General features: G+C 65.7%; 19 protein-coding genes. 8 read left to right on the forward strand and 11 right to left on the reverse strand.

The genetic code is table 11. The features are described from left to right. The first annotated feature begins 74 nt into the window (after positions 1-74). Positions 75-2,402: a DUF1592 domain-containing protein gene (locus P12x_RS27035; protein WP_435008134.1), complete on the forward strand. Its 2,328-nt coding sequence runs from the start codon at positions 75-77 to the stop codon at positions 2,400-2,402. Next, positions 2,399-3,733 (forward strand): DUF1552 domain-containing protein, encoded by a 1,335-nt coding sequence (locus tag P12x_RS27040; RefSeq protein WP_435008135.1) that lies wholly within the window; start codon positions 2,399-2,401, stop codon positions 3,731-3,733. Before P12x_RS27035 ends, P12x_RS27040 begins: the two co-directional genes overlap by 4 nt. Before the next feature lie 78 nt (positions 3,734-3,811). Here P12x_RS27040 and P12x_RS27045 read toward each other — a convergent pair whose 3' ends face one another. Then, positions 3,812-4,234: a hypothetical protein gene (locus tag P12x_RS27045; RefSeq protein ID WP_435008136.1), complete on the reverse strand. Its 423-nt coding sequence runs from the start codon at positions 4,232-4,234 to the stop codon at positions 3,812-3,814. A gap of 277 nt (positions 4,235-4,511) precedes the next feature. Between P12x_RS27045 and P12x_RS27050 the strand changes: the two genes are divergently transcribed. The 3 genes from P12x_RS27050 (at position 4,512) to P12x_RS27060 (ending at position 5,570) form a co-directional block, all read left to right on the forward strand. After that, positions 4,512-4,706 (forward strand): hypothetical protein, encoded by a 195-nt coding sequence (locus P12x_RS27050; RefSeq protein WP_435008137.1) that lies wholly within the window; start codon positions 4,512-4,514, stop codon positions 4,704-4,706. Positions 4,707-4,889: 183 nt separating this feature from the next. After that, the gene (locus P12x_RS27055; protein ID WP_435008138.1) at positions 4,890-5,312 is read left to right on the forward strand and encodes a CsbD family protein; all 423 of its coding nucleotides are present in this window, start codon (positions 4,890-4,892) and stop codon (positions 5,310-5,312) included. A 78-nt stretch (positions 5,313-5,390) separates the two neighbouring features. Next, entirely contained in the window at positions 5,391-5,570 is a 180-nt protein-coding gene (locus P12x_RS27060; RefSeq protein WP_435008139.1) for a DUF1328 domain-containing protein, read from the forward strand. Positions 5,571-5,673: 103 nt separating this feature from the next. Here P12x_RS27060 and P12x_RS27065 read toward each other — a convergent pair whose 3' ends face one another. The 5 genes from P12x_RS27065 to trxA all read right to left on the reverse strand — a co-directional run bounded on the left by P12x_RS27065 (position 5,674) and on the right by trxA (position 10,294). Then, on the reverse strand, positions 5,674-6,150 hold the full coding sequence (locus P12x_RS27065) for an SEC-C metal-binding domain-containing protein (protein WP_435008140.1): 477 nt from the start codon (positions 6,148-6,150) through the stop codon (positions 5,674-5,676). Positions 6,151-6,259: 109 nt separating this feature from the next. Continuing rightward, positions 6,260-7,558, reverse strand: coding sequence for a DUF1015 domain-containing protein (locus tag P12x_RS27070; protein WP_435008141.1), 1,299 nt, complete (start codon positions 7,556-7,558; stop codon positions 6,260-6,262). 230 nt (positions 7,559-7,788) lie between these two features. Further along, positions 7,789-9,120: an adenosylhomocysteinase gene (gene ahcY / locus P12x_RS27075; protein ID WP_435011733.1), complete on the reverse strand. Its 1,332-nt coding sequence runs from the start codon at positions 9,118-9,120 to the stop codon at positions 7,789-7,791. Positions 9,121-9,281: 161 nt separating this feature from the next. Continuing rightward, positions 9,282-9,965, reverse strand: a complete 684-nt coding sequence (locus P12x_RS27080; RefSeq protein ID WP_435008142.1) for a phosphoribosylanthranilate isomerase — start codon at positions 9,963-9,965, stop codon at positions 9,282-9,284. Then, entirely contained in the window at positions 9,962-10,294 is a 333-nt protein-coding gene (trxA, locus tag P12x_RS27085) for a thioredoxin (protein ID WP_435008143.1), read from the reverse strand. The genes P12x_RS27080 and trxA overlap by 4 nt, the downstream gene beginning before the upstream one ends. Before the next feature lie 102 nt (positions 10,295-10,396). On the opposite strand from trxA, the gene cax reads away from it, so the two are divergent. Next, a complete protein-coding gene (gene cax, locus P12x_RS27090; RefSeq protein WP_435008144.1) occupies positions 10,397-11,596 on the forward strand; it encodes a calcium/proton exchanger in 1,200 nt (399 codons plus the stop codon). 122 nt (positions 11,597-11,718) lie between these two features. Here the strand turns inward: cax and P12x_RS27095 are convergent, their stop codons facing one another. From P12x_RS27095 to P12x_RS27115, 5 genes are all read right to left on the reverse strand, one after another. Next, positions 11,719-12,450 carry a zinc ribbon domain-containing protein gene (locus P12x_RS27095; RefSeq protein WP_435008145.1) on the reverse strand — a complete coding sequence of 244 codons (732 nt, stop codon included), beginning with the start codon at positions 12,448-12,450 and terminating at the stop codon, positions 11,719-11,721. A gap of 217 nt (positions 12,451-12,667) precedes the next feature. Continuing rightward, the gene (rpoD, locus tag P12x_RS27100; RefSeq protein ID WP_435008146.1) at positions 12,668-14,338 is read right to left on the reverse strand and encodes an RNA polymerase sigma factor RpoD; all 1,671 of its coding nucleotides are present in this window, start codon (positions 14,336-14,338) and stop codon (positions 12,668-12,670) included. Positions 14,339-14,375: 37 nt separating this feature from the next. Then, on the reverse strand, positions 14,376-16,235 hold the full coding sequence (gene dnaG / locus P12x_RS27105; RefSeq protein WP_435008147.1) for a DNA primase: 1,860 nt from the start codon (positions 16,233-16,235) through the stop codon (positions 14,376-14,378). 434 nt (positions 16,236-16,669) lie between these two features. Next, positions 16,670-18,118: a trypsin-like peptidase domain-containing protein gene (locus P12x_RS27110; protein ID WP_435008148.1), complete on the reverse strand. Its 1,449-nt coding sequence runs from the start codon at positions 18,116-18,118 to the stop codon at positions 16,670-16,672. Between the two features lie 55 nt (positions 18,119-18,173). After that, positions 18,174-19,358 (reverse strand): M24 family metallopeptidase, encoded by a 1,185-nt coding sequence (locus P12x_RS27115; protein WP_435008149.1) that lies wholly within the window; start codon positions 19,356-19,358, stop codon positions 18,174-18,176. 208 nt (positions 19,359-19,566) lie between these two features. Between P12x_RS27115 and P12x_RS27120 the strand changes: the two genes are divergently transcribed. Beyond that, positions 19,567-21,306: an arylsulfatase gene (locus tag P12x_RS27120; protein WP_435008150.1), complete on the forward strand. Its 1,740-nt coding sequence runs from the start codon at positions 19,567-19,569 to the stop codon at positions 21,304-21,306. A gap of 211 nt (positions 21,307-21,517) precedes the next feature. Beyond that, positions 21,518-23,584, forward strand: a complete 2,067-nt coding sequence (locus P12x_RS27125; protein WP_435008151.1) for an FkbM family methyltransferase — start codon at positions 21,518-21,520, stop codon at positions 23,582-23,584. The last annotated feature ends 46 nt before the right edge of the window (positions 23,585-23,630 follow it).

Genomic DNA, 23,630 nt, shown 5'->3' on the forward strand with positions numbered 1-23,630 from the left:
GAAAGAGAAACAACCCGGCCCTCACCCGCTCGCTCCCCGCCCGCCACCCGCCGTCCTTCGAGGCCAACCTCGCCATGACCGCGATGATGCGACTCACGCCCTGGCTCTGCGCGGCCCTGATCACGGTCGGCCCTGCGGCCTCGGCCCAGGATTCGTCATCGGCCTTCCCCGCCCAGGTCGCCCCGATCCTGGTGAAATACTGCGCCGAGTGTCATGGCCCGGTGAAGGAGAAGGGGAACTTCAATCTGGCGAAGTTCCCGGACGAGGCATCGCTCGTCCGCAACCCCAAGACCTGGCGGAAGGTCCTGGAGAACGTCGAGGCCGGGGCCATGCCGCCCGAGGGGAAACCGCAGCCGACCGAGGCGGAATTGAAGGTGGTCGTCCACTATCTCCAGAGCGTCACCTCGAAGGCGAGCTGCGAGATCGCGCAGGACCCCGGCCGGGTCACGCTCCGCCGGCTCAATCGCGAGGAATACAACAACACGATCCGCGACCTGGTCGGCATCGACTTCCGACCGGCCGACGATTTCCCTTCCGACGACGTGGGTTACGGCTTCGACAACATCGGCGACGTGCTGACCCTGCCGCCGCTCTTATTGGAGAAGTACCTGACGGCCGCCGAGGCCATCGCCCAGGAAGCCATCCTGGCCGACAACGATCCCCACGGAGCCACCCACCGTTGGCAGGCTCCGGCCATCGCCGCCGAAGGAAGTGGCGGGGTTCACGGAGGCTCGGGCTTCTGGCTGATGGCCACCAATGCCGAGGTCGGGGTTGATGGGGCCTTCCCCCGGGGCGGGACTTATATCCTGCGGGCCCGCGCCTTCGGCCAGCAGGCGGGCAAAGATTTGCCCAGGATGGAATTCCGGATCGACGGCAAGACCGCCCAGGCCTTCGAGGTCAAGGCCGAGGAGAATGCCCCGGCCATCTTCGAGGCGAAGGTGAAGGTCAAAGGGAAAGCGAATCGGTTCGAGGTCGCCTTCACCAATGACGCCTGGTTCCCCGACTTCCCCGACCCCTCACATCGGGACCGGAACCTGGCCGTCGAGTCGCTGGAAGTCGTCGGGCCTCTCTACAGCCTGCCGAACGACCTCCCCGACTCCCATCGGAAGATCATCTTCCGGCGGCCAAATCACCGGAATGAGAACGAGGTTGCCCGCGAGATCATGGCGAAGTTCGCCACGCGGGCCTTCCGGCGACCGGCCACCCCCAACGAGGTTAAACGCCTGGTCGGCCTGGTCGAGCTGGTCATGAAGGACGGCGAGCGATTCGAACGGGGGATCCAGGTCGCCGTGCAGGCCGTGCTGGTCTCGCCCCACTTCCTGTTCCGGGTCGAGCTGGAGAACCGGCCCGGAGCCCCCCGTGCCCTGACCGACCTGGAACTGGCCTCCCGGCTCTCGTACTTCCTCTGGAGCAGCATGCCGGACGATGAACTCATCGAGCTGGCCTCCAAGAATCGTCTCAGGGAAGGGAAGAACCTCGACGCCCAGGTGGCCCGGATGCTCAAGAGCCCCAAGGCCCGGGAATTCGTCGAGAACTTCTCCGGCCAGTGGCTCCAGACCCGGAAGCTCGCGCTGGCCAACCCCGACCGGGGCCGGTTCCAGACCTTCGACGAGCCCCTCCGCCACGCCATGAAGCGCGAGGTCGAACGCTTCTTCGCCGCCGTCGTCCACGACGATCGCCCGCTCTCCGACTTCCTACACGCCGACTACACCTATCTGAATGAGCGACTGGCCAAGCACTACGGGATTGCCGGCGTGACCGGGAATGAATTCCGTCGGGTCTCGCTGAGCGACCCCCGGCGCGGTGGGATCGTGACGATGGCCTCGGTCCTGACCGTCAGCTCGAACCCGACCCGGACCTCGCCCGTGAAGCGTGGGAAGTACATCCTGGAGGAGATCCTCGGGACTCCCCCGCCGCCTCCCCCGCCGGGAATCGCCGACCTCCCCGACAACGATGGCGACAAGCCGGAGGCCGAGCAGGAGACCATCCGAACTCGCCTGGAACGGCATCGGGCCGACCCCAATTGCGCCAACTGTCACGCCAAGATGGACCCCCTGGGCTTCGCCCTGGAGAACTTCGACGCCGTGGGCTCCTGGCGTGACCAGGACGGCCAGCGCCCGGTCGACGCCTCGGGCACGCTGCCCAACGGCGAGACCTTCAACGGGCCGGTCGAACTCAAGGCGGTCCTGCTTACCAAGCTCAAGCCATTCACCGTCTGCCTGACCGAGAAGATGCTGACCTACGCCCTGGGACGAGGCCTGACCGAGACCGACCAGTGCGTCGTCGAGGAGATCGCCAACCGGACGATCCGCGACGGCGGCCGGTTCTCCAGGCTGATCTCGGGGATCGTCCACAGCGCCCCGTTCCAGAAGCGGGGCGTCGAAGGGAGCGTATCGCCATGAAGCCGATCTCGCGACGGACCGTCCTGAGGGGCCTGGGAACCGCGGTCGCCCTCCCCTGGCTGGAGGCGATGACCCCGGTTGTCCGGGGGGCTTCGGCGGCCGCCAGCCCCCGGCGGATGGCGTTCCTGTACGTCCCGAACGGCGTCAACATGCCCGACTGGACGCCCGCCGCCCCCGGCGCACTCGGGGCGATGCCCGAGATCCTCCAACCGCTCGACCCCTTCAAGGACGACCTACTGGTCCTGACCGGACTGACGCAGGACGGGGGCCGGTCCCACGGCGACGGGCCGGGCGACCATGCCCGGTCGATGGCCAGCTTCCTGACCGGGGTCCACCCCAGGAAGACATCCGGCCTGGGGATCCAGGCCGGGGTCTCGGTCGACCAGTTCGCGGCCCAGCGGATCGGCGGGGCGACCCGGCTCCCCTCGATCGAGCTGGGGATCGACCGGGGGGCACAATCGGGCGATTGCGACTCGGGCTACAGCTGCGCCTATTCCTCGAACATTTCCTGGCGATCGGCCTCGACCCCGATGGCCAAGGAGGTCAACCCGAAGGCCGCCTTCGAACGCCTCTTCGGCGACCAGCTCAGTCACGAGTCGGCCGAGGCCCGAGCCAGGCGGGAGAAGTACCGCAAGAGCGTCCTCGACTTCGTGGCCGAGGATGCCCGAAGGCTCCAGGGCAAGCTCGGGCAGGCCGACCGCCAGAAGGTCGACGAATACCTCACCTCGGTCCGTGAGCTGGAAGGCCGGATGAACCGGGTCGATCAGGCGGTCGAGATCGACCTGAAGGGGGTGCCTCGTCCGGCGGGCGTCCCCGAGGACAACCGCGAGCACATCCGGCTGATGTTCGACGTGCTGGCGCTGGCCTTCCAGGCCGACTCGACCCGGATCGCGACCTTCGCCTTCGCCAATGAGGCCAGCGGCAAGAGCTACAAGTTCATCGGCGTGCCCGAGGGGCACCACGACCTCTCGCACCACGGGAAGGACCCGGAGAAGCTGGCGAAGATCAAGAAGATCAACACCTACCACATCGAGCAATTCGCCTATTTCCTGGAGAAACTCCGCTCGATCCGAGAGGGGGAAGGGACGGTCCTGGATCACTCGATGATCGTCTACGGGAGCGGGCTCAGCGACGGCGACCGCCACAACCACGACGACCTGCCGATTCTCGTGGCCGGCAAGGCCGGTGGGACGATCCGGCCGAGCCGACATCTCGTCTATCCCGCGAATACGCCCTTGAACAACCTCTATCTGTCGATGCTCGAACGGGTCGGGGTGGCCACGCCTGCGATCGGCGACGGGACCGCCCCGCTCCCGAAGCTCGGCGGTTGATCGGGGCCGGGGTCGACGAAGAAGGCCGCACCGATCGGATCGGCGCGGCCTGATCGTTCGCCCTCGGGCCGCCCGGGATCAGCCCAGGTGCCTGGCGATGGAAGCCGGCAAATGGTCGTGGACCGACCTGGGGAGCGTCTTCAACGACGAGACCAGGCTCCTGTAGCGGTCGGGCACGTCCTGGAGCGATTCCGGGAGATACTTCTCGGCCCAGGTTTCCTCGCGTCGGGTCAGCATCGAGCTGAGGACCAGCCCGAGCCCGAAGCCAACACCCAGGCCGATCAGGACCGAAGACCCCGGGTTGCGGGCGACGGTCCCCTCCGCCTGGCGATATTGATGAACGGCCGACTCTCGGGCCGTGTCATAGCCTTCGTGAATCCGTTGACCGAGCTGCTCGGCCCCTTGCTGGACCTGATGGGCGGCGTTCCGGACCTGGTTCTGCGCACCCTGGGCCGAACCTCCGCCCGCATTCTGACCATCGCCTCGTCTGTTGTTCGCCATCGGAGCGGCTCCTGAGCTTCGGGGAAATTGGACGGATGGAGATGGGGCCGCTCGAAACCGCCGAGAGCCCCGACGACCCGAATCCCAGTGCAATGGTCGTGCCGAGTCTCCCAAGAGTTCGAGGTAGCGTGGGCCGGTCGGCGGCCAAACAGATTGGCCGAAATTCCCGACGAACGGCACGTCGGTTGCTTTCATCAAACACTCGAAGTTAGTATTACGACCACCTCAAGCGTTGAGGCGAATCGTCGGACACTTGCACGACCCAAGGATCCCACCCATGAAGCGTTTCCTGGCCTCCGCCCTGGTGTTGAGCTCGTTCGCTCTCTTCGGCCTGGTCGGCTGCGACGATACGTCCACCGCCAAGAAGACGGAAGAGATCACGACTCCCGAGGGATCGACCAAGATCGAGAGCAAGACCACCGTCGAGAAGTCGGGCGACAATCCCCCGCCCGTCACCGCCGAGCCCAAGTAATCGAGACGACGACACTCTTCGCCTCAAGACGCCCTCCGTCATTCGGAGGGCGTCTTTTTTTGCACTTCCACATAATTTTCATATCGAGAAGATTCGAGACTTTGGCATTGCGATTGCGATGAGAATATCCCAGCGACCGGCCGAGGGGTCGGTGGAACGAAAGATACCAGGGAGATGCAAACGATGGCCATCAACGCTCAGGAACTGCAGGGCCAGTGGACCAAGCTCCGGGGCCAGGTCAAGGAGAAGTGGGGTCAGTTGACCGATGACGACCTCCAGATCCACGGCGGTAACATCGACCAGCTCGTCGGCAAGATCCAGCAGAAGACCGGCGAGGGGCGTGAGGCGATCGAGAAGTATCTCGGCGAACTGACCTCGCAAGGATCCTCGGCGATCGCGGCCGCGGCCGGGGCCGTCGGCAACTTCGCCTCCCAGGCCGGGGACCGTTTCCGCGATCAGTATGGAAACCTGTCCGATCAGGCCCGCGAGCGGCTCGACGCCGCCTCGGACGTGGTCCGGCACAATCCCACGCAGTCCGTCGCCGCGGCCTTCGGCGTCGGCCTGGTGGCCGGCCTGGTTGTCGGCCTGGCCCTCCGCTCCCGCTAAATCCGACCGCTTCGAGGCGACTCGTCGCGGTGACTTTGCACCCTTTTCCACCGTCTTCGGACGTTCAGGAGTATTCCCATGCTTCGCTGGGCCGTAACCTTCGCGATTATCGCCGTGATCGCCTCGATCCTCGGATTCTCCGGCGCGGCCGGCACCTCGGCCAACATCGCTTACCTGTTCGCCATGGTGTTCCTGGTCCTCTTCGTGCTCTCGCTCATCTTCGGCCGGAAGGCCATCGGTGGCGGGCCTTCGATCTAGCGACCGCGACGCCACCCTTCGAACAAACGTGGACCTGGGCACCCGATCGGGAGTCCAGGCCCTCGGCCATTTCGAAGGAAGACAGCGATCCACGGCCCTCCGGTCAGGCCCCCGCGAGGCAGCACTTCTTGTATTTCTTGCCCGAGCCGCACGGGCAAGGGTCGTTTCGGCCGACCGGGCTGGCATCGGCCGGCTTGCGGATCGTCACGCCCTTGACGCCCCCGTCGGGCTTGAGCCGATCCCGATAAGAGCGTGCGATCACGCGAACCTGCGCGGCCCAGTCCGAACCCTCGCCCACCCGTCCGCTCTCCTGGAGATATTCCAGGAATCGGGCGATGACATCCGGCACGTGAGGCCGAGCGTCGTCGGGCAGGGAAAGCCGGGGCATCACCTCGGAGAGGACCGTGGCGAAGGTGCCCGAAGCGACCTCATCGGGGAACCCCCGGTCGATCTTGCGGACGGCGTTGCCGAAGTGGGTCAGGATATCGGGAACGAAATCGCGCACGGATGGGTCGAGAAGTCCCACGCCGAACGATTCGGAGAAGTCGCCCGCCCAGTTGTCCCAGCGGTTGTCGAACATGGTTCCTTCTCGGCTATGAGCTTATGGGGTGACCCTGGAGCGAAGTGAGGCCCACCAGCGAGATGTTCCGCTGGGGGCCTCACTCCGCTCGACTCCAACCTACCCGATGTCAGCGAATCGGGTTGAGGACCAGGCCGCTGAGGAGTTTGGGATAGAAATAGGTGCTCTTGGGCGGCATCTTCTCGAGATTCGAGGCGATCGCCTCGACATGCTCCATCCCGGCGGGCGGGACGAGGCAGGCCAGATCGCATCCCTCCTGGGCCAGGCTGGCGAGGACTTCGTCGATCCGGTGGACGTAGGTGCAAGCGGCCGAGCCGATCTTGCCGATCAGGTCCTTGAGGACGAGTTCGTGGAGGATGCTCACGCCCAGCGACCGCCATTCGGGGCTGCGGTCGGGGGTCAGGGCGTCCATCCGTTGGGTGTTCCGGAGCTTGGCCGTGAACCATCGGCCATCTTCGAGGGTCCCGAAGCCCAGGGTATCCTGCTCGCCGCCGATCTCGATGATATCCCAGGCGTTCCGGCAACCTTCCTCGCCCTCGCCGGCCGGGCTGATGATGAACTCGGGCGCGAGCCTCGCGGCGAGGGTCTCGGAGGTCAGGCCGACGAAACCGCGGACCAGCCGGTGGGTCGGCTGGATGATCAGCCCGGGGTCGCTCATCCCGACCAGCATCATCATGCAGAAGTTGGCCGGGTCCTCGGGGCCGGAAAGCTCGCCCGAGGCGGCCAGGTCGTCGCGGAACTTGACGCCGGTCTCGTATCGGTGGTGACCGTCGGCGATGAAGACGGGGCGGGGGCCCATCAGGCCCTGCAACGCGGTGATCGTCTTCGGGTCCTGGACTTCCCAGAGCCGATTGACGACGCCCAGGTGATCGGTCGCTTCCTGAGGGGTCTTGTCGATGATCCCGGTCTCGGCGAGCCGGATGACCTCGTTATCGTCGTCGGGGTAGAGGCCGAAGATCGGGCTGAGGTTGTATTTGGTCGCGTTGAAGAGGGCCAGACGGTCGGCCTTGGGGCCGGAAAGGGTCTGCTCGTGGGGATAAATCTTCCCCTCGCCGAACGGCTCGAGCCGGACCCGGGCCAGGAACCCCTTGCGGGTATACGTCTGCCCTTCGACCTCGAAGGTCTGGTGATAGACGTAGTAGGCGGGATGCGGGTCTTCCCGGAGGACTCCGGATCGGAGCCATTCCTTGAGGAAACGAGCCGCGCGGGTGTAGCGGTTCGACTCGGGGGTATCTCCCGCTTCCTCGCGATTCAATTCGAGGCGGATGATGTTGTAGGGGGAGGCGTCGTAAAGCCGGTCCTGGAGCGAGGAATCGACGACGTCGTACGGCGGAGCGACGACGTCGGACATCGCGCCGACCTGTGCCATATCGTATCGGATGCCGCGGAAGGGGCGGATGTCGGGCATGGGCGAGGCCGTCCGTCCTGTCTCGAGAAGTTCGTCAGGCCGCGGGGGGGGACGCGGAATCCCAAACGAGGATCAAATCAGCGGGGATTTTAGCGGATCGAGCTTTGTCTGGGCAATCCCGCAGCGTGAGCGGCCCAAGGTTCCCCCGACCAGCGAACGGGCCGGAGGCTTCGGGCGGGATCGCTCCCATGGCCGGGAGATCGATCAGGCAAGAGCCCAATACCGGGCAATCAAGTGCCCATTTCCCAGCTTTCGAGGTACTTCGCCTGCTCGTTGGTGAGCGTATCGATGTTGATCCCCATGCTCTGGAGCTTGAGCGTGGAGACCCACTGGTCGACTTCCTTGGGTACTTTGTAGACCTTGTGGGCGAGCTGGCCCTTCATATGGAGCGACCACTCGGTGGCCATGGCCTGGGCGGCGAAGCTCATGTCCATCACGCTGGCCGGGTGGCCATGGGCGGCGGCCAGGTTGATCAGGCGGCCTTCGCCGAGGATATAAACCCGATGGCCATCGCCCAGGACGTACTCGTCGACAAACTCGCGGACGCCCTTGTTGCAGGACGAGGCGGCCTCGGCGAGCTGGTCGAGGGCGAGTTCGACGTTGAAGTGGCCCGAGTTGCAGACCATCACGCCATCTTTCATGGCGGTGAAGTGCTCGGCCCGGATGACGTGGATGTTGCCTGTCACGGTGATGAAGAGGTCGCCAATCGGGGCGGCCTTGGCCATGTCCATGACCTCGAATCCGTCCATCGCCGCTTCGAGGGCCCGGATCGGGGCGACCTCGGTGACGATCACATGCGCGCCCAGGCCCTTGGCCCGCATGGCGACGCCTTTGCCACACCAGCCGTAACCGGCGACGACCACCCTTTTGCCGGCGATCAGCATGTCGGTGGCGCGGATCACGCCGTCCAGGGTGCTCTGGCCGGTCCCGTAGCGGTTGTCGAAGAAGTGCTTGGTCATCGCGTCGTTGACGGCGATCACCGGCAGCTTCAAGACCCCTTCCTTCTCCATCGCGCGGAGCCGGATGACCCCGGTGGTGGTCTCTTCCATGCTGGCCACGACGTTGCCGACCAGGTCGGCCCGCTCCTCGGCTGAGAGCGTGGAAGCCCAGTTGCGGACCTCTTCGTGGAGATCCGTGAGCCGATCCAGGGCGATGAATGTCATCGCGCTGACGAGGTCGGCCCCGTCGTCCATCGTCACGTGCGGCCGATGTTTCAGGGCCGCGGCGATGTGCCGATAGTAGCTCGACTCGTCCTCGCCCTTGATGGCGAAGACCGGGATGTTGAAGTCGTTGACCAGGCTGGCCGCGACGTCATCCTGGGTCGACAGCGGATTGGAAGCGACCAGGACGAGGTCGGCGCCCCCGGCCTGGAGGGTCCGGGCGAGGTTGGCGGTCTCCGACGTCACGTGCAGGCAGGCGGACATCCGGAGCCCGGCCAGCGGTTTCTCAACCTCGAACCGATCTCGGATCGCGCGGAGGACGGGCATGTCCCGTTCCGCCCAGAGGATTCGCTGATAGCCGACGGAGGCCAGTGCCGGATCCTTCACATCACCCGCAGCCATGGTCGTCAAGTTGGGAATCTCCTCGATCAATAAACCACGGAGGGCCAGACGGCCATCCTGCGCCCCCCACCTCGCCGCCTTCTCATCCGCCCGATCGTCTCGGGATCGCGACCTGGGCCGCGCCCCGACAGGGCGACTGTATCGACGCGAGCACGCGCGTGTTAATACGGATTATTCGAAATATCCTGCGCGGCCCCGATGAAATCGGCCACCTGGTCCGGATCTTTGTATCCCGGGGACGATTCGACGCCGCTGGCGACATCCACCATCCAGGGGCGGACGCGCCGGACGCGATCGGCCACGTTATCGGGGGTCAGGCCACCGGCGAGAATCAGGCGGGGATGAGTGGGGAGCAGGTCGAGGAGATCGGGGGTGATGGAATGGCCCGTCCCGCCCAGGCGTCCGGCGACATGGGCGTCGACCAGGATGGCATGGGGGGCGCAGGATCGGGCCTCGGCCTCGCGGATGTAGTCAGCCATCCGGTCGATCGAGGCGGGGTCCGGGAGCCGAAAGGCTCGGACCACCTTCAGCAACGGGAGCGCTCTCGCGAGCCGTTCGAGATAACCCACATCCTCGTCGCCGTGGAGTTGGACCACCCCGAGCCCCGGAAGATCTCCGAGAAGGTCGATCAACTTGTCGATCGGCCGATCGACGAAGAGGCCGACCGCGACCGCCTTGCCATGGAGGGCCGAGGCGATCTCGGCCCCTCGGTCCAGGCCGATGAATCGGGGCGAGGGCGGGTGGAAATTCAGGCCGATCCAGTCGGCCCCGGCCGCGACGCAGGCCAGGGCGTTCCGGACTTCGGTCAGGCCGCAGACCTTGACTTTGACGCGAGTTGGGATCAAGAAACGCCGAGCTTGGACAGGGCGGTCTTGAACTTGGCCTCGGTATTGACGCCGACCAGACGGTCGACCTCCTTGCCACCTTGGAAGATCAGGACGGTGGGGATGGCCGAGATCCGCAGGCCACCCGGGGTGTCCTGATTCTCGTCGGTATTCATTTTGCCAATCTTGACCTTACCGGTGAGCTCGCCGGCCAGCTTTTCGATGGTCGGTGCCAGCATCCGGCAGGGTCCACACCAGGGAGCCCAGAAGTCGACCATGACGGGGACTTCCGACTCGATCACTTCCGACCCCCAGTTGGCGTCGGTAAATTCCATCACGTTCCCGGCCATGTTTGGTAGCCTCACAAACGTCGCCTCGAACGTCGAGCGCTGACGTGGTCTCCCGACAAATTGAGGCCCCGGCGGGGCCATTGCTTAATGGAGATGATATAAGTGGCGCGAAACAGAGTCAACCGAACCAACCCCCGAGGCCCTTCGGCATCGACCGCCCCGGGGCCCGGTCGGGGCGCCGAGCCCCGGTCCGTCTCGGAGGATCATGCCTGGTACGACCCTCGAGGGTTCGGCTGGGAGACTTTCCTCCTGGCGGCGGTCCCGGCAGCGATCGTGGCCTCTTTCCTGGAGACGCCGGCGGTAGTCCGGTTCCTGGCGGCGGGGGTGGCGATCATCCCGCTGGCGGGCCTGATGGGACGCTCCACCGAGCAGCTCGCGCATCGGCTCGGCTCGGGGATCGGGGGGCTCCTCAACGCCACCTTCGGCAACGCCGCCGAGTTGATCCTGGCCTTGTTCGCCCTCCGGAAGGGGCTGGACGACGTGGTCAAGGCCTCGCTGACCGGCAGCATCATCGGCAACTTGCTGCTGGTCCTGGGGGCCAGCCTGCTGGCGGGCGGCCTGAAGTACCCGATCCAGAAATTCAACCGGACCGCCGCAGGGATCGGATCGACGCTCATGGTGCTGGCGACGACGGGCCTGATCGTCCCGGCCATGTTCCATCACCTCCATCCTCAGGCGATCGGGCTGGAGCACAAGCTGAGCGTGTCCGTCTGCGTCCTGCTGATGATCACCTATGGGTTGAATCTCATCTTCAGCCTGGGGACCCATCGCGACCTCTTCAGCGGAGTCGAGCAGGAAGGCAAGGTTGAGGCCTCGACCTGGGGCGTTCGTCGGGCCTCCCTGGTCCTGCTGGCGGCCACCGTCTTCGTGGCCTGGATGAGCGAGATCCTGGTGGGCGCTGTGGAGTCGACCAGCGAGACGCTGGGGATGAACGGCGTGTTCATGGGCGTGGTCGTGGTGGCGATCGTGGGGAATGCGGCCGAGCATTCCACGGCGATCCTGATGGCGTTGAAGAATCAGATGGACCTGGCCGTGGGGATCGCCCTGGGGTCGGCCTTGCAGGTCGCGTTGTTCGTCGCGCCGGTCCTGGTCTTCGCCAGTTACCTCCGGGACGAGCCGATGGACCTCCTCTTCACGCCTCTGGAGGTCGTCTCGGTCGTCCTCGCCGTGATGATCGCGCGGATGGTCGCCGAGGACGGAGAGTCGAACTGGCTCGAAGGGGCCATGCTCCTGATGGTCTACGCGATCCTGGGCCTGGCGTTCTTCTACCTACCGGCTGCCAGGTTGGCCCTGGCCCCGTAGTGCTGGAGGACTCGGGAATGTTTTGTAGGGTGGTGTCGAGCAGAGCGAGGCCCACCACGCCGGTCTGGTGGGCCTCGCTCCGCTCGACACCACCCTACAAAACCATCTGAGTCCCGAGTCTTTCAAGACCGCCCGGTGCCGGTATATTCCTCGTCGGCCAGGTAGAGCATCCGGCCGCAGGCCATGCAGAACTGGAGCGTGTGGCCGTTGATCAGCTCGTTCATGACCTGGTGGGTCACCGTGACGTAGCAGCCGGAGCAGGCGCTCCCGTCGATGGCGGCGAGGGCATCGGCCCCGCGTTGCTTGACGGTCCTCCGGTAGCGCTCGCGCTGGTCCTCGTCGATGAGGGTCTCGGCCTCGATGATGGCCTTGTCCAGCTCGGCGAGCTGGGCCTTCTGGGAATCGGCGTGTTGCTCGATCTGCTTGGCGAGGGCGTCGACCTCGTCGCTGAACTTCTTGACCTCGGCCTCGGCCGCCTGGACCGCGATGGCCTGCTGGTCGACGCGTTCCATGGCCTCGAGGATCTCCCCCTCGGTCTTGTCCATGTGGCTCTTGTCGAGGGCGAGCTGGTTCTGGATCGCCTTGTATTCCTCGTTCTTCTTGACGAGGTTGAGCTTGACCCGGAGGTCGTCGGACTTGGCCTGCTGGCTCTGGAGGTGGTGTTCGTGCTTCTTGACGGCGACCTTCTCGTCCTGGAGCAGCTTGCGAGCCTCTTCCAGCGCCTTCTGCTTGGCCGCCAGCGCCGCCTTGCGAGCGGCCAGGGTCTTGGGGCCGGAGGTCAAGCGATCGCGGAGTGCCGTGGCTCGCTGGTGGAGTTGATGAAGATCGCGGAGGGTCGAGGCGGCCGAAGGCATGGCGTCCAACTCCCTGGTACGGTGGGCGGCCGGATGGTCGCCGGTGAGGCATCAGTCGCGATTCGGGGATCGTTCGCTGATGCTTCGGAGCGGTGGCCGAGAAATGGGATTCCGATCGTAATCATCGGGGGGGCCGTTTCCCAGCGGGAAGGTCGGCCCGGTCGAAAAAAAAACCGCCGGCCGCCCGTGGTGGGCGGCCGGCGGTTGATTCGCCGGATCAGCCGGTACTCTCTAGGAACCCTTCGAGTTGTCGGCTTCGGACCGGATGTTGAAGCTTCCGGACGGCCTTGGCCTCGATCTGCCGGACTCGCTCGCGGGTCACCTTGAAGATCCGGCCCACCTCTTCGAGGGTATAGGTATACCCGTCGCCCAGGCCGTAGCGGAGCTTGATGATCTCGCGTTCTCGATAGGTCAAGGTCTTCAGGACGCTGTCGATCTTCTCCTTGAGCATCTCCTGCGTCGCGGCGTTGATCGGGCTCTCGGCGGCCTCGTCCTCGATGAAGTCGCCGAAGTAGCTGTCCTCGGACTCGCCGACCGGTCGGTCGAGCGAGATCGGGTGACGGCTGATCTTCATGACCCGGCGGGTCTCTTCGATTGAGATGTTGGCGGCCTTGGCGGTCTCCTCGATGGTCGGCTCGCGGCCCTTCTCCTGGAGGAGTTTCTTGGAGACGTTCCGGAGCTTGGACATCGTCTCGATCATGTGGACCGGGATCCGGATCGTCCGGGCCTGGTCGGCGATGGCCCGGGTGATCGCCTGGCGGATCCACCAGGTCGCATAGGTGCTGAACTTGTACCCTCGGCGATACTCGTACTTGTCCACGGCCCTCATCAGGCCGGTGTTCCCCTCCTGGATCAGGTCGAGGAAGGAGAGGCCCCGGTTCCGGTACTTCTTGGCGATCGAGACGACCAGCCGGAGGTTACCGCCGGAGAGTTCCCGCTTGGCCTGCTCGTACTCCTTGAACCGGCTGTTCATGGCCTCGACCCGTCGCCGGAGCGACTCGGGGGTCTCGAGGGTCATGACCATCAGGTCCTTCAGCTCCTTGTGGAGGTTGGCGAGGTCCTCCTTGCCGACCCGGCCGGCGCGGTGATCGGCGATCATCTCGCCCAGCTCGCCCATCCGGCCGGAGACCTGCTCCAGCCGCTTCATCAGGGGCTGGACCTTCTGGGTCCGGATCGAGAGTTCCTCGACCAGGGTGACGGCCTTGTGGCGGCGGACCTTGAGCGACTGGCGGAGGACGCTCCGGGTTGGCTTGTCCCCCCGGGCCCGGACATACGACCGGAAGTCGCGGTCATTCAGGTCCATCAGGTGGGCCAACGTGGCCAGGTTGTGCGACATCCGGCCGAGGATCTGGTCCTTCTCCAGGTTCTCGGTGACCGAGACCTTGACGGTCCGGTCGAACGGGAGCTCGCCGTCGTTGACCTTCTTGAGGACGTCGACCACCAGTCGGAGGGCGTAGTCGCACTCCAGGACCTTGCGGCGGAACCGCTTGCGGGTGATCTCGATCTTCTTGGCCAGGCCGATTTCCTGATCGCGGGTCAGCAGGGGGATCTCGCCCATCTGCGTCAGGTACATCCGGACGGGGTCGTCGATCCGCCGGGAGATCTCGTCGAGATCCTCGGGGGTCAGCTCGCCGTCGTCGTCCTCTTCCTCGTCGATCGTGTCTTCGGGCTCGTCGTCGATCTCTCCCGAGGCGGTCAGGCGGGCCTCGGCCTCATCCTCATTGATGAGTTCGATGCCCAGCTCGTCCAGCGACTCCAGGAGGCCTTGGATCTTATCGGGGTTGCTGGCTTCGTCGGGGAGGAAGTCGTTGACCTGATCAAACGTCAGAAATCCGCGACGCTTGCCCAGATCGAGGAGCGTCTTGAGGCCCTCGTCCATCTTGTCCATTCGTGAATCTCCCTCGAGACGATGGGTCAGGACGCGTTTACTTCTTCGTGTCCGGCCGCTGGGATAAGAGTCGATATTTCTCGCGACGGAGGGCCTGGTAGCCCACCGGGTCGGAATCGGGGTCGGTCTCGGCCAGGGCCGCGTCCAGGTCCCTGAGGCGCGACTGGCGGTCGCGCTCGTCGTAACGATCGAGGACCCGGGCAAGCCGGACCTCGAACGGCGACTGGACGGTCCCCCGGGTGAGAGGGGCCGGCTCAATCGGCAAGAGCAGGCCGGCGGCCAAGGCCCGAAGGGCCGGGTCGTCCAACCGCGAGGTCACCCGATCGAACGTCGGGGGGGAACCCTCGCCATGAAGATCGTAGCAGGCCTGGAGGATCGCACGGAGCGGCGCATCGCCCAGCGAGGCGACCGTCACCCGGGTGATCAGCCGGGCTACCACCGAAGGCTCGTTCAGGACGATCTGGACCAGCTCGCGGTCGATCGGGTCGAGGTCCGAGGGCCGGATCGGCGGGGCCGCCGGCGGCTCGTCCCCATTCAGTTCGACAGCCGGGGCCGGCGACCGGTTCGGCCTTCGAAGCTCGCCGAGTCGCTTCCGGAGGTTGCCGATCGGGACCGAGAGCTTCCGGGAGAGGGTGTCGAGCGCCTTGGCCACCTTCAGGTCGAGACCCGCGCCGCCCCGACTGGGGATGCGGGCCAGGATCGACAGGACCCACTCGGCCGCCTGCCGGGACCCCTCGGCCGAACCGAAGTCGAATCGGCCCGAGGCCCGATCGATCGCGAAAGCCAGCGGATCGACCGCATCATCGACCATCGACCGGAAGGCGTCGGACCCTTCCCGGAGCAGGAAGTCGCAGGGGTCGAGGCCATCGGGCAAGGTCAGGACCCGGACGTCGACCTCGTGGCCCAGGAAGAGTTCCAGCGAGCGGTCGGCCGCCTTCTGGCCGGCCTCGTCGCCGTCGAAGACCAGGACCGAACGATCGGCCAGGCGTCGGAGGGTCGTGACGTGGTCGTCCCCCAGGGCGGTGCCCAGGGTCCCGACCGCGTTGGAGAGCCCCACCTGGTGTGCAGCGATCACGTCGGTATAACCTTCAACCACGGCGATCCAGCCCTCCGACCGCGCGGCCGGTCGGGCCAGGTCGGCCCCATAGAGAATTCGTCGTTTCTGGAACAATGGCGTCTCGGGAGAGTTCAAATACTTGGCTGCTTTCATCCCCGAGGCGAGATTTCGCTGTTCGATCGAGGGCATGATCCGCCCGCCAAATCCGAGCGTCCGCCCTCTCGGGTCGTGAATCGGGAAGATCAACCGGCCCCGGAACCGTTCGTGCGGAACTGGGTTTTTCTCGGATCGGACGATCAGGCCTACTTTCTCCAGGGCCGCGGCCGAGATCCCGGCCCGCCGGGCCTTCGCCGTCAGCCAATCGCGAGACTCGGGGGCGTATCCCAGGCGGAACTTCGCGATCGACTCGGCGGAAATGCCCCTCTTCTGAAGGTAGCTCCTGGCTTCCTCGGCGTCGGATAATGCCTCGACGAACGTCGATTCGGCCCAGGACGTGACCGCGAGCAGCTCGACCTTGGAGAGTCCCGGGGCCGCGGGGGCCTCGGGCTCGCCCAGCGGCACTCCGGCTCGGTCGGCCAACATCCTTAAAGCCTCTGGGAAATCCACTCGTTCGTAGTCTTTCACGAAATCGAAGATGTCGCCGCCGGCCCCGCAACTCCAGCACTTGAACGACTGGCGGTCGGGGTTCAGCTCCAGCGACGGGTTGTGGTCGTCATGGAAGGGGCAAAGTGCCTTGAATTTCGATCCGGATCGCTGAACGGGAAGGTATTCGCCGACCAAGGTCACGATGTCGATCGCATGCTTGATGGCGGCTAGGGTCGCTTCGGTATGGCGGGGCACCGGGGGCTCCTGGAGCGGGATCTCAGGCCCGGGTCCGTGGCTACGGCGCCAGATGCTCGAGGAAACGTGTTGTCTGGGAAGCCGATCGCCGTGCCCTGTCTCTCGGTCGCAACGAAAAATTATACCTCAGGGATACCTTCGGTCAAGTTTTTCAACGAGCCAGGAACGACCTCCCCACCTCTTCTAAGCCACGGATATGCGGCAAGTTAGGGTTTTCCGCCCGACCCGTACGGCTCCCCTCGATCATGCTCCGGGCGTTGGATGCTTGACTTCCCACGCCGACCGCGTTCCACGGCCCGAAATCGCTCCGATGATGAAGGAACTGTGGCGATTGCGAAGCAAACCGGGACACCTTGACAGTGTCCCGCAAACCAGGTGTCCAGGATTCGAATTCCGGGACGATTTCGCGTAGAAAGGGGACGATCGGCACGGGGTCAGGGCTGCTCGCCCCCCGGAGTCGCCAGTTTAAGGACTTCGATCCCTCCGTCCCGGAGCACTCCCAGCGGAATTTCCGGCGCGTTGACGAGCGGGAGGATGAGGTTGTCGAACTCGGCCTTGGAGGCGAATCGGCGAGGCCCGATCGACAGGATCCGGAGCCCGGGGACCAGTCCCACCGCGGAGGCCGGGGTCCCCGGGACGACCTCGGCGACCTCGACACCCCCTTCGTCCTCGCCCCCGGGGGCGTCCTTGACGCTGAATCCGTAATAAGCGAGGACCGGATCCTGCGGCATCTCGGCGATTGAGACCTGGGCAGTCTGCTCGACCCCCGACCGGAAGTAGGTGATCGGGACCACCGAACCGGCCTCCAGGGTGAAGGTCCGGTTCCGGAGCCCCGAAGGGTCGGTGACGGGCTTGCCGTCGATGGCGGTGATCACGTCGCCGACCTTGAGGCCGGCCCGGTCGGCCGGGCTGGAGGGCAGGAGTAGCCCGATCGCGACCCCCTTGCCGTCGGGGAGGTTGAGCTGCTTCCCCCGGTCCGGCGATACCGGCTGGGCGACGACCCCCAGATAACCTCGGATCACCTTGCCCGATTTGACCAGTTGATCGACCACTCGGCGAGCCAGGGCCGAGGAGATGGCGAAGCCGATCCCCTGGTTCCCCTGGTCGGGAGAGACCACCGAGACGGCGGTGTTGATCCCCACGACATGCCCCTGGAGGTCGACCAGCGGACCGCCCGAGTTCCCCGGGTTGATCGCCACGTCGGTCTGGATGAAATCCTCGTAGGCGTCGGCCGCCACGACCCCCAGGTTATTCCGCGCCGTGGCCGAGACGATCCCGGCGCTGACGGTCCGCTCCAGGCCATAGGGGCTCCCGATGGCCAGGACCCAATCCCCCGCCTCGATCCGATCCGAGTCGGCCCACTCGGCGGCCATCGGCAACGATCCCTTGACCCGGACCACGGCCAAATCGGTCTTGGGGTCCTGGCCGACCAGTTCGGCGTTCATCTCGCTCCGGCCAACCCGGACGACGATCAGGTCGGCATCTCGGATGACGTGCTGGTTGGTGACGATGAGGCCCTTCTCTTTATCGATCACCACCCCCGAACCCAGCCCCATTCCCCCATTCTTCTCGAAGGACTGGGTCCTGATATGAACCACCGCCGGGGAGACCGCGTGGGTGGCCAGCCGGAACAGCTCCGAGGCCCGGGCCAGGGCCCCGGCCTTGTCGAGCCTGGCCAGGGCCTCCGACGCGGCGCGAGCCCGGCCGGTCTCGTAAGCGTAGCCGATCTTATCCAGCATGTAGGGGACGCCGTAGACCCCGGCCGTCAGGATCATGAGCAGGACCAGGACCCATAGGAATCCCCGACGGACCGGCGGGGTCGTCGGCCTCGGTGGTGGCAACTCCGAGAACTCGTCCCGAGACTCCGGTTCGTTCGAGGACATCAGCGGGGGGCTCCTGGTTGCGGATCGTGCTCGGACGAAGGGGTGGGCAGGGGGCTCAGGCCAGGATGGGCAGGACGCGATCCTGGGGCTCTCCCCCGGTGACGTGGACGCCGCCTCGGGCGTCGATGTAGACATCGATCTCGGTCCGGACGCCGAACTCGGGGAGATAGATCCCCGGCTCGATCGAGAAGCAGGTCCGCGGGATCAACCGCCGGCCGTCCCGGGTTTCGAGGTTGTCCAGGTGGGCCCCGTTCCCGTGGTCGTCCTGGCCGATATTGTGGCCGGTCCGATGGGTGAACCACTCGCCGAAGCCCGCCTGCTGGATGACCCGGCGGGTCGCGTCGTCGACCTCGCCACCGGTCAGGGGTCGGCCATCGGCGAACGCCTCCAGGATTAGGGAGAGTCCGGCATCCCGGGCGCGAACCACGATCCCGAAGAGATTCTCGTACTTCTCGGGCACCTCGGTACCGACGAAGCCGACGCGGGTGTAGTCGGCGTAGACCGCCCGCGGCTTGTCCATCCTGGCCCAGAGATCGACGAGGACGAAGTCCCCTTCGCGGATCGGGGCGTCGGTCTCGGGGGTGGTCTCGTAGTGGGGATCGCCGCTATGGGGACCGACGCCGACGATCGGCGGGCCGTCGGTGGTCGCGCCGTGGGCCTTGAAGTGATCGAGGATCGCTCGCTGGACCTCGGTTTCCTTCAAGGAACCGTCGCGACGGACCCTCTCGGCGATCAGGCCGAAAGCCACGTCGTAGGCCGCCCGGCAGATCGCGGCGGCCTCCTGGTGCATGGCCCATTGATCGTCGTCCCAAACCGCCTCGAATTGCTGAATCAGGTCGCCCGAGGGGACGATCTCGACCCCCGAAGCCCGGATCAGCTCGATCGTCCCGGCGTCGACCCGCGAGATGTACGGGTTGGCATTCCGGGGGGAGTATTCCATCGCCAGCCGCTTCCGGCCATCGACGAGCCCCCGGACCGAATCCTCCAGCTCCTGCCAGGCGAGATAGACCCGCTTCTCGCCGGGGAGATGGTCGAGGGCCCCGGACTCGATCCGATGGACCAGCTTTGTCGGGGTTCCTTCGGCGGGCACGAGATAAAAGAAGCGGCGGGTGCCCGGCTTCCGGCCCTCCAGGTCGAGAATCCGGCGGGCCAGGGGGTTGTTCCCCCGGAAGTCGTAGAGGAGCCAGCCGTCGAGCCCGGATTCACGAAGGGCAGCCTGCACGGAGCCGAGGTCGAACATCGGGCGAGGACTCCTCAAGGATAATGCTTACGTCGGACCGCTCGCGGTCCGTTGGCTCGTCGACTATTCTGACCCGAGTCGCCGTACTCGGCAATGAGCGACCCGATCGACGCCCCCGACCGCGAACGCGATACCCTCCTTGAAGATAGCACGCCCGAAGAAGTCGACACGTAGCCTCTCGACGATCTACCCTCTGGAGCCACACCCGATGTCATTCTCTCCGTTCATCCGGTGGGCCTGGGCTATCCTGGCGATCTGGATTACATCTGGCAGCGTCTACGCCCGCCTCGATGAACCCGAGTTGCACCGACCCAACGTCCTCTTGATCATGTCCGACGACCAGGGGTATGGCGACCTGGGGTTCCACGGGAACCCACGGATCCAGACCCCACGGATCGACGCGCTGGCCCGAGAGTCGGCCCGGTTCAAGTCGTTTTACGTCTCGCCGGTTTGTTCGCCGACTCGGTCCAGCTTGATGACCGGCCGATATCACATGCGGACGGGGGTCGTGGACACCTATCGGGGGCGTTCGATGATGCATCCCGACGAGGTCACGATCGCCGAGATGCTGGCCCAGGGCGGCTACCGGACCGGGATCTTCGGCAAGTGGCACCTGGGCGACAATGCCCCGCTCCGGTCGATCGACCAGGGATTCCAGGAATCGCTCGTCCACCGGGGGGGAGGGCTCACCCAGCCGTCCGACTGGCCGGGCAACACCTACTTCGACCCGATCCTGTCCCATAACGGCAAGCCCGAGAAGACCCACGGCTATTGCAGCGACGTCTACACCAACGCGGCGATCCGGTTCATCGAGGCCGACCGGTCGAAACCGTTCTTCGCCTACCTCGCCTTCAATACGCCGCACACACCGCTCCAGGTCCCCGAGGCCGACCTGAAACCGTACCTCGACGCCGGTGCCGCCCCGAACCCGAAACCGGGCGAGGTCGCCGAGCAGACGGCGCGGGTTTACGGGATGGTCACGAACCTCGACCGGAACGTCGGGCGGATCCTCGACCAGATCGAGCGGCTCGGCCTGACCCGCGAGACGATCGTGATTTTCCTCTCGGATAACGGGCCACAACAGCCCCGGGAGAACGCCGGGCTCCGGGGCCAGAAGGGGTCGGTCTTCGACGGCGGGATCAAGTCCCCCTGCTTCATCCGATGGCCCGGGACGCTGGAGCCGGGCCGGGTCGTCGAGCCGATCGCCGCCCATCTCGACCTGGCGCCGACCCTACTGGCCGCCTCCGGGGTCGAGAAGCCTCCAGGTGTCGCCTTCGACGGCCGGAACCTCCTACCCCTGCTGAAGGGTGAGAAGGTCGATTGGCCCGAGCGGACCCTCTACTTCCAGTGGCATCGGGGCGACGTGCCCGAACTCCACCGGGCCTTCGCCGCGCGATCGAGCCGGTTCAAGCTGGCCCAGCCGCTGGGAACCGACCCCATCCCCCCCACCGGGCCCACCCCCTATCTCCTGTTCGATCTGCTGGCCGACCCGTCCGAGGCCCGGGACATCGCCGATCGTCACCCCGAGATTGTCGCGTCGATGCTCCGTGATTACGAAGCCTGGTTCGATGAGGTCAACTCGGCACGAAGGTTCGAGCCCCCCCGGATATACCTCGGCTCGGACCTTGAGGAGCCCGTCACCCTGACCCGGCAGGACTGGCGGGGCGAGGCGTTCGTGAAGAATTCGACCGAAATGGGTGGATGGGAGGTTGATGTCATCCGGGGAGGTCGGTTTGACATAACCCTCCACTTTGACTATGGTCCCGCCGGCCAGGCTCGATTGAACCTCGGCCGGACGGAAGGTCGTCGGGAGATCGGCCCGAACGCGACGAGCTGTCGGTTCGAGGGCGTCGAACTGGCCCCCGGACCGGGACGTCTCCGCGCCTGGGTCGAAGGGCCCAAGGGGCTGATCGGGGCCAACCAGATCGAGTTGAGCCGCCGCGATTAACTCATTGTAATTCAGGGCATCGGTCGCCTGTCCTGCGTCCTTCTCGATTCCTCATTCAAGACGAGAGCGAAGATCGGACGAATTTGAAAAAGAGCCGCCTGGTCCTTCCCATCGGTCGAGCCGAAGGGAAGTGCCTCGGTCCAGTCTCCCCCCGAAGTCCTGGTGCGGTCGCGAGAAGAGTCCCAAGATCTTCGGAACCCACGAGTCAAACATGGTCGTTTTCTGCGTCGGGATGTACCGGGCTTGCTCGACCTGGCAGTACGGAGTCGCCGGGACGATCCTGGAACGACATCGGGGTGTCCAACGACTCGGGTTCCTCGACGGCGGGCCGTTCGGCTCGGAGGTCGCGCCGGGTCTGGACCCGACGACTTGGTCGCTCCTGAAGGCCCACGACGCCCACGATCGCTTCGGGACCGAACTCGAAAACGGGCGGGCCCTGGCGATCTACGGCTATCGCGACCTCCGCGACGTCGCGTTTTCCTGGGCCTACAAGACCGGGGCCACCTTCGAGGACGTCATCGCCGGGGGATTTCTGGAACGGTGCCTGGAAAATGACCGGTTCTGGCGGGCCTGCCCCTCGACCTTGATCCAGTCCTACGAAGCCCTGATCTCCGACCCCGTCGAGGGTGTCCGGGCGATCGGTCAGCATCTCGGGATCGAGCTAGGGCCCGAGGAAGCCCGGGAGATCGCCGAAGCCCACTCGTTCGAGTCCAATCGGCGGAAGACCGGCGCGATCTCCGAGAGCCTACGGGCCGAGGGGCACGACCCCAGCCCCCAGGATCAGGACTCGTACGACCGCGACTCGCTCCTCCACTGGAATCACCTCCGAGACGGCAAGGCGGGGGGATGGCGCCACCTGGCCACGCCCGATCAGCGGGCCACACTCGCCCGAATCTGCGGGGCCTGGCTGGTCGATCACGGCTACGAGCCCGACTCCTCCTGGGCCAACCTCGACGACTGGTCGAAGACCCCGCGCGTCTCCTACGCCCAAAACATGGAGGACATCCTCCTGGATCGCCTCTTCCGGGGGCAAAAGGGGACCTTCATCGATGTCGGGGCGAATCACCCGACTCACCTCAACAACACCTACTTCTTCTACCTCAGGGGCTGGCGAGGAGTGAACGTCGAGCCGGTCCTTTCGGCACGAGCCCTCTTCGAAGCCGCCCGCCCGGAAGACCTGAACCTCTCGATCGCCGCCTCGGACGAGGCCGGCGAGATGCCGTTCTACGAGATCCCCGAATGCACGGGGCTCTCCTCGCTCTCGGCCGAGGCCGCCCAGGAGCAGTCGGCTCGGGGCCTCAAGGTGATCGAGCACCGGGTGCCGGTGATGACCGTCGCCAGCATGGTCGAGCAATACAAGCTCGCCCCGCCGGAGATCTTCTCGATCGACGTCGAGGGGAACGAGGAGCAGGTCCTCCGGGGCATCCCCCTGGCCGACTGGCAGCCCGTGGCGTTCGTCATCGAGTCCACTCGCCCCTTGACCAACTCCCTCTGCCACGAAGGCTGGGAACCGATCCTCCTGGAACACGGCTATCTCTTTGCCACCTTCGATGGGATCAACCGCTACTACCTCCGAGGGGATCAGGCCCACGCCCTCCCCCTGTTCGCCTATCCGGTCAACGCGCTCGACTTTTACGAGCGGTTCGACGTGGTCGAGCAGCGCGAGAAAGCCGAGGCGATCGCCCGACTCCGGCACGAAGAACTCGCCCGAGCCGAGGAGACGCGGGCCGCCCTCGAACGAGAACTCTCCCACTCCCGGCAAGAGACCGCCCACCTGGCCACCGCCCGGGCCGAGGATCGAGCCCTGGCCCTGGCCGAGCAATCCCGCGAGCGAGACGCCTGGCAATGCGAGCGGGATGCCTGGCAACGCGAACGCGATGCGATCCAGCGAGAGCGAGATTCGGTCCAACGCGAGCGAGATTCGGTCCAACGAGAGCGAGATTCGGTCCAGCAAGAACGCGACGCCCGGCACGTCGAGCGCGAGTCCTGGGCCACCGAGCGGGCCGAGCTTTACATACAGGTCGAGCGATCCAGCCGACAGATCGAATTCCTCGAGGTCGAGCTGGCCCGGCTCCGAGAGGACCTGGTCCGGGAGGATTTCCGGCTCCGGGAGGCGCATCAGGCCCTCCAGGCGGAGCGAGAGCAGGCAGATCGCGAGCGGAAGTATCGGGCCGCCGAGGCCGACTCGCTCCCCCGACGACCTCGATTGCTTGATCGACTGGGGGTGTCCTCCCTCGGCAGAGGTCGGTCGCAATCCAGTGCCGTCCGGGATTCGTGATCGCTCGCCCAACCTGCGTCGACGATCCGGCGGAAGTTGACCGCCT

Origin of the sequence: Tundrisphaera lichenicola, assembly GCF_051175385.1 — a bacterium.
GTDB classification, from domain to species: domain Bacteria; phylum Planctomycetota; class Planctomycetia; order Isosphaerales; family Isosphaeraceae; genus Tundrisphaera; species Tundrisphaera lichenicola.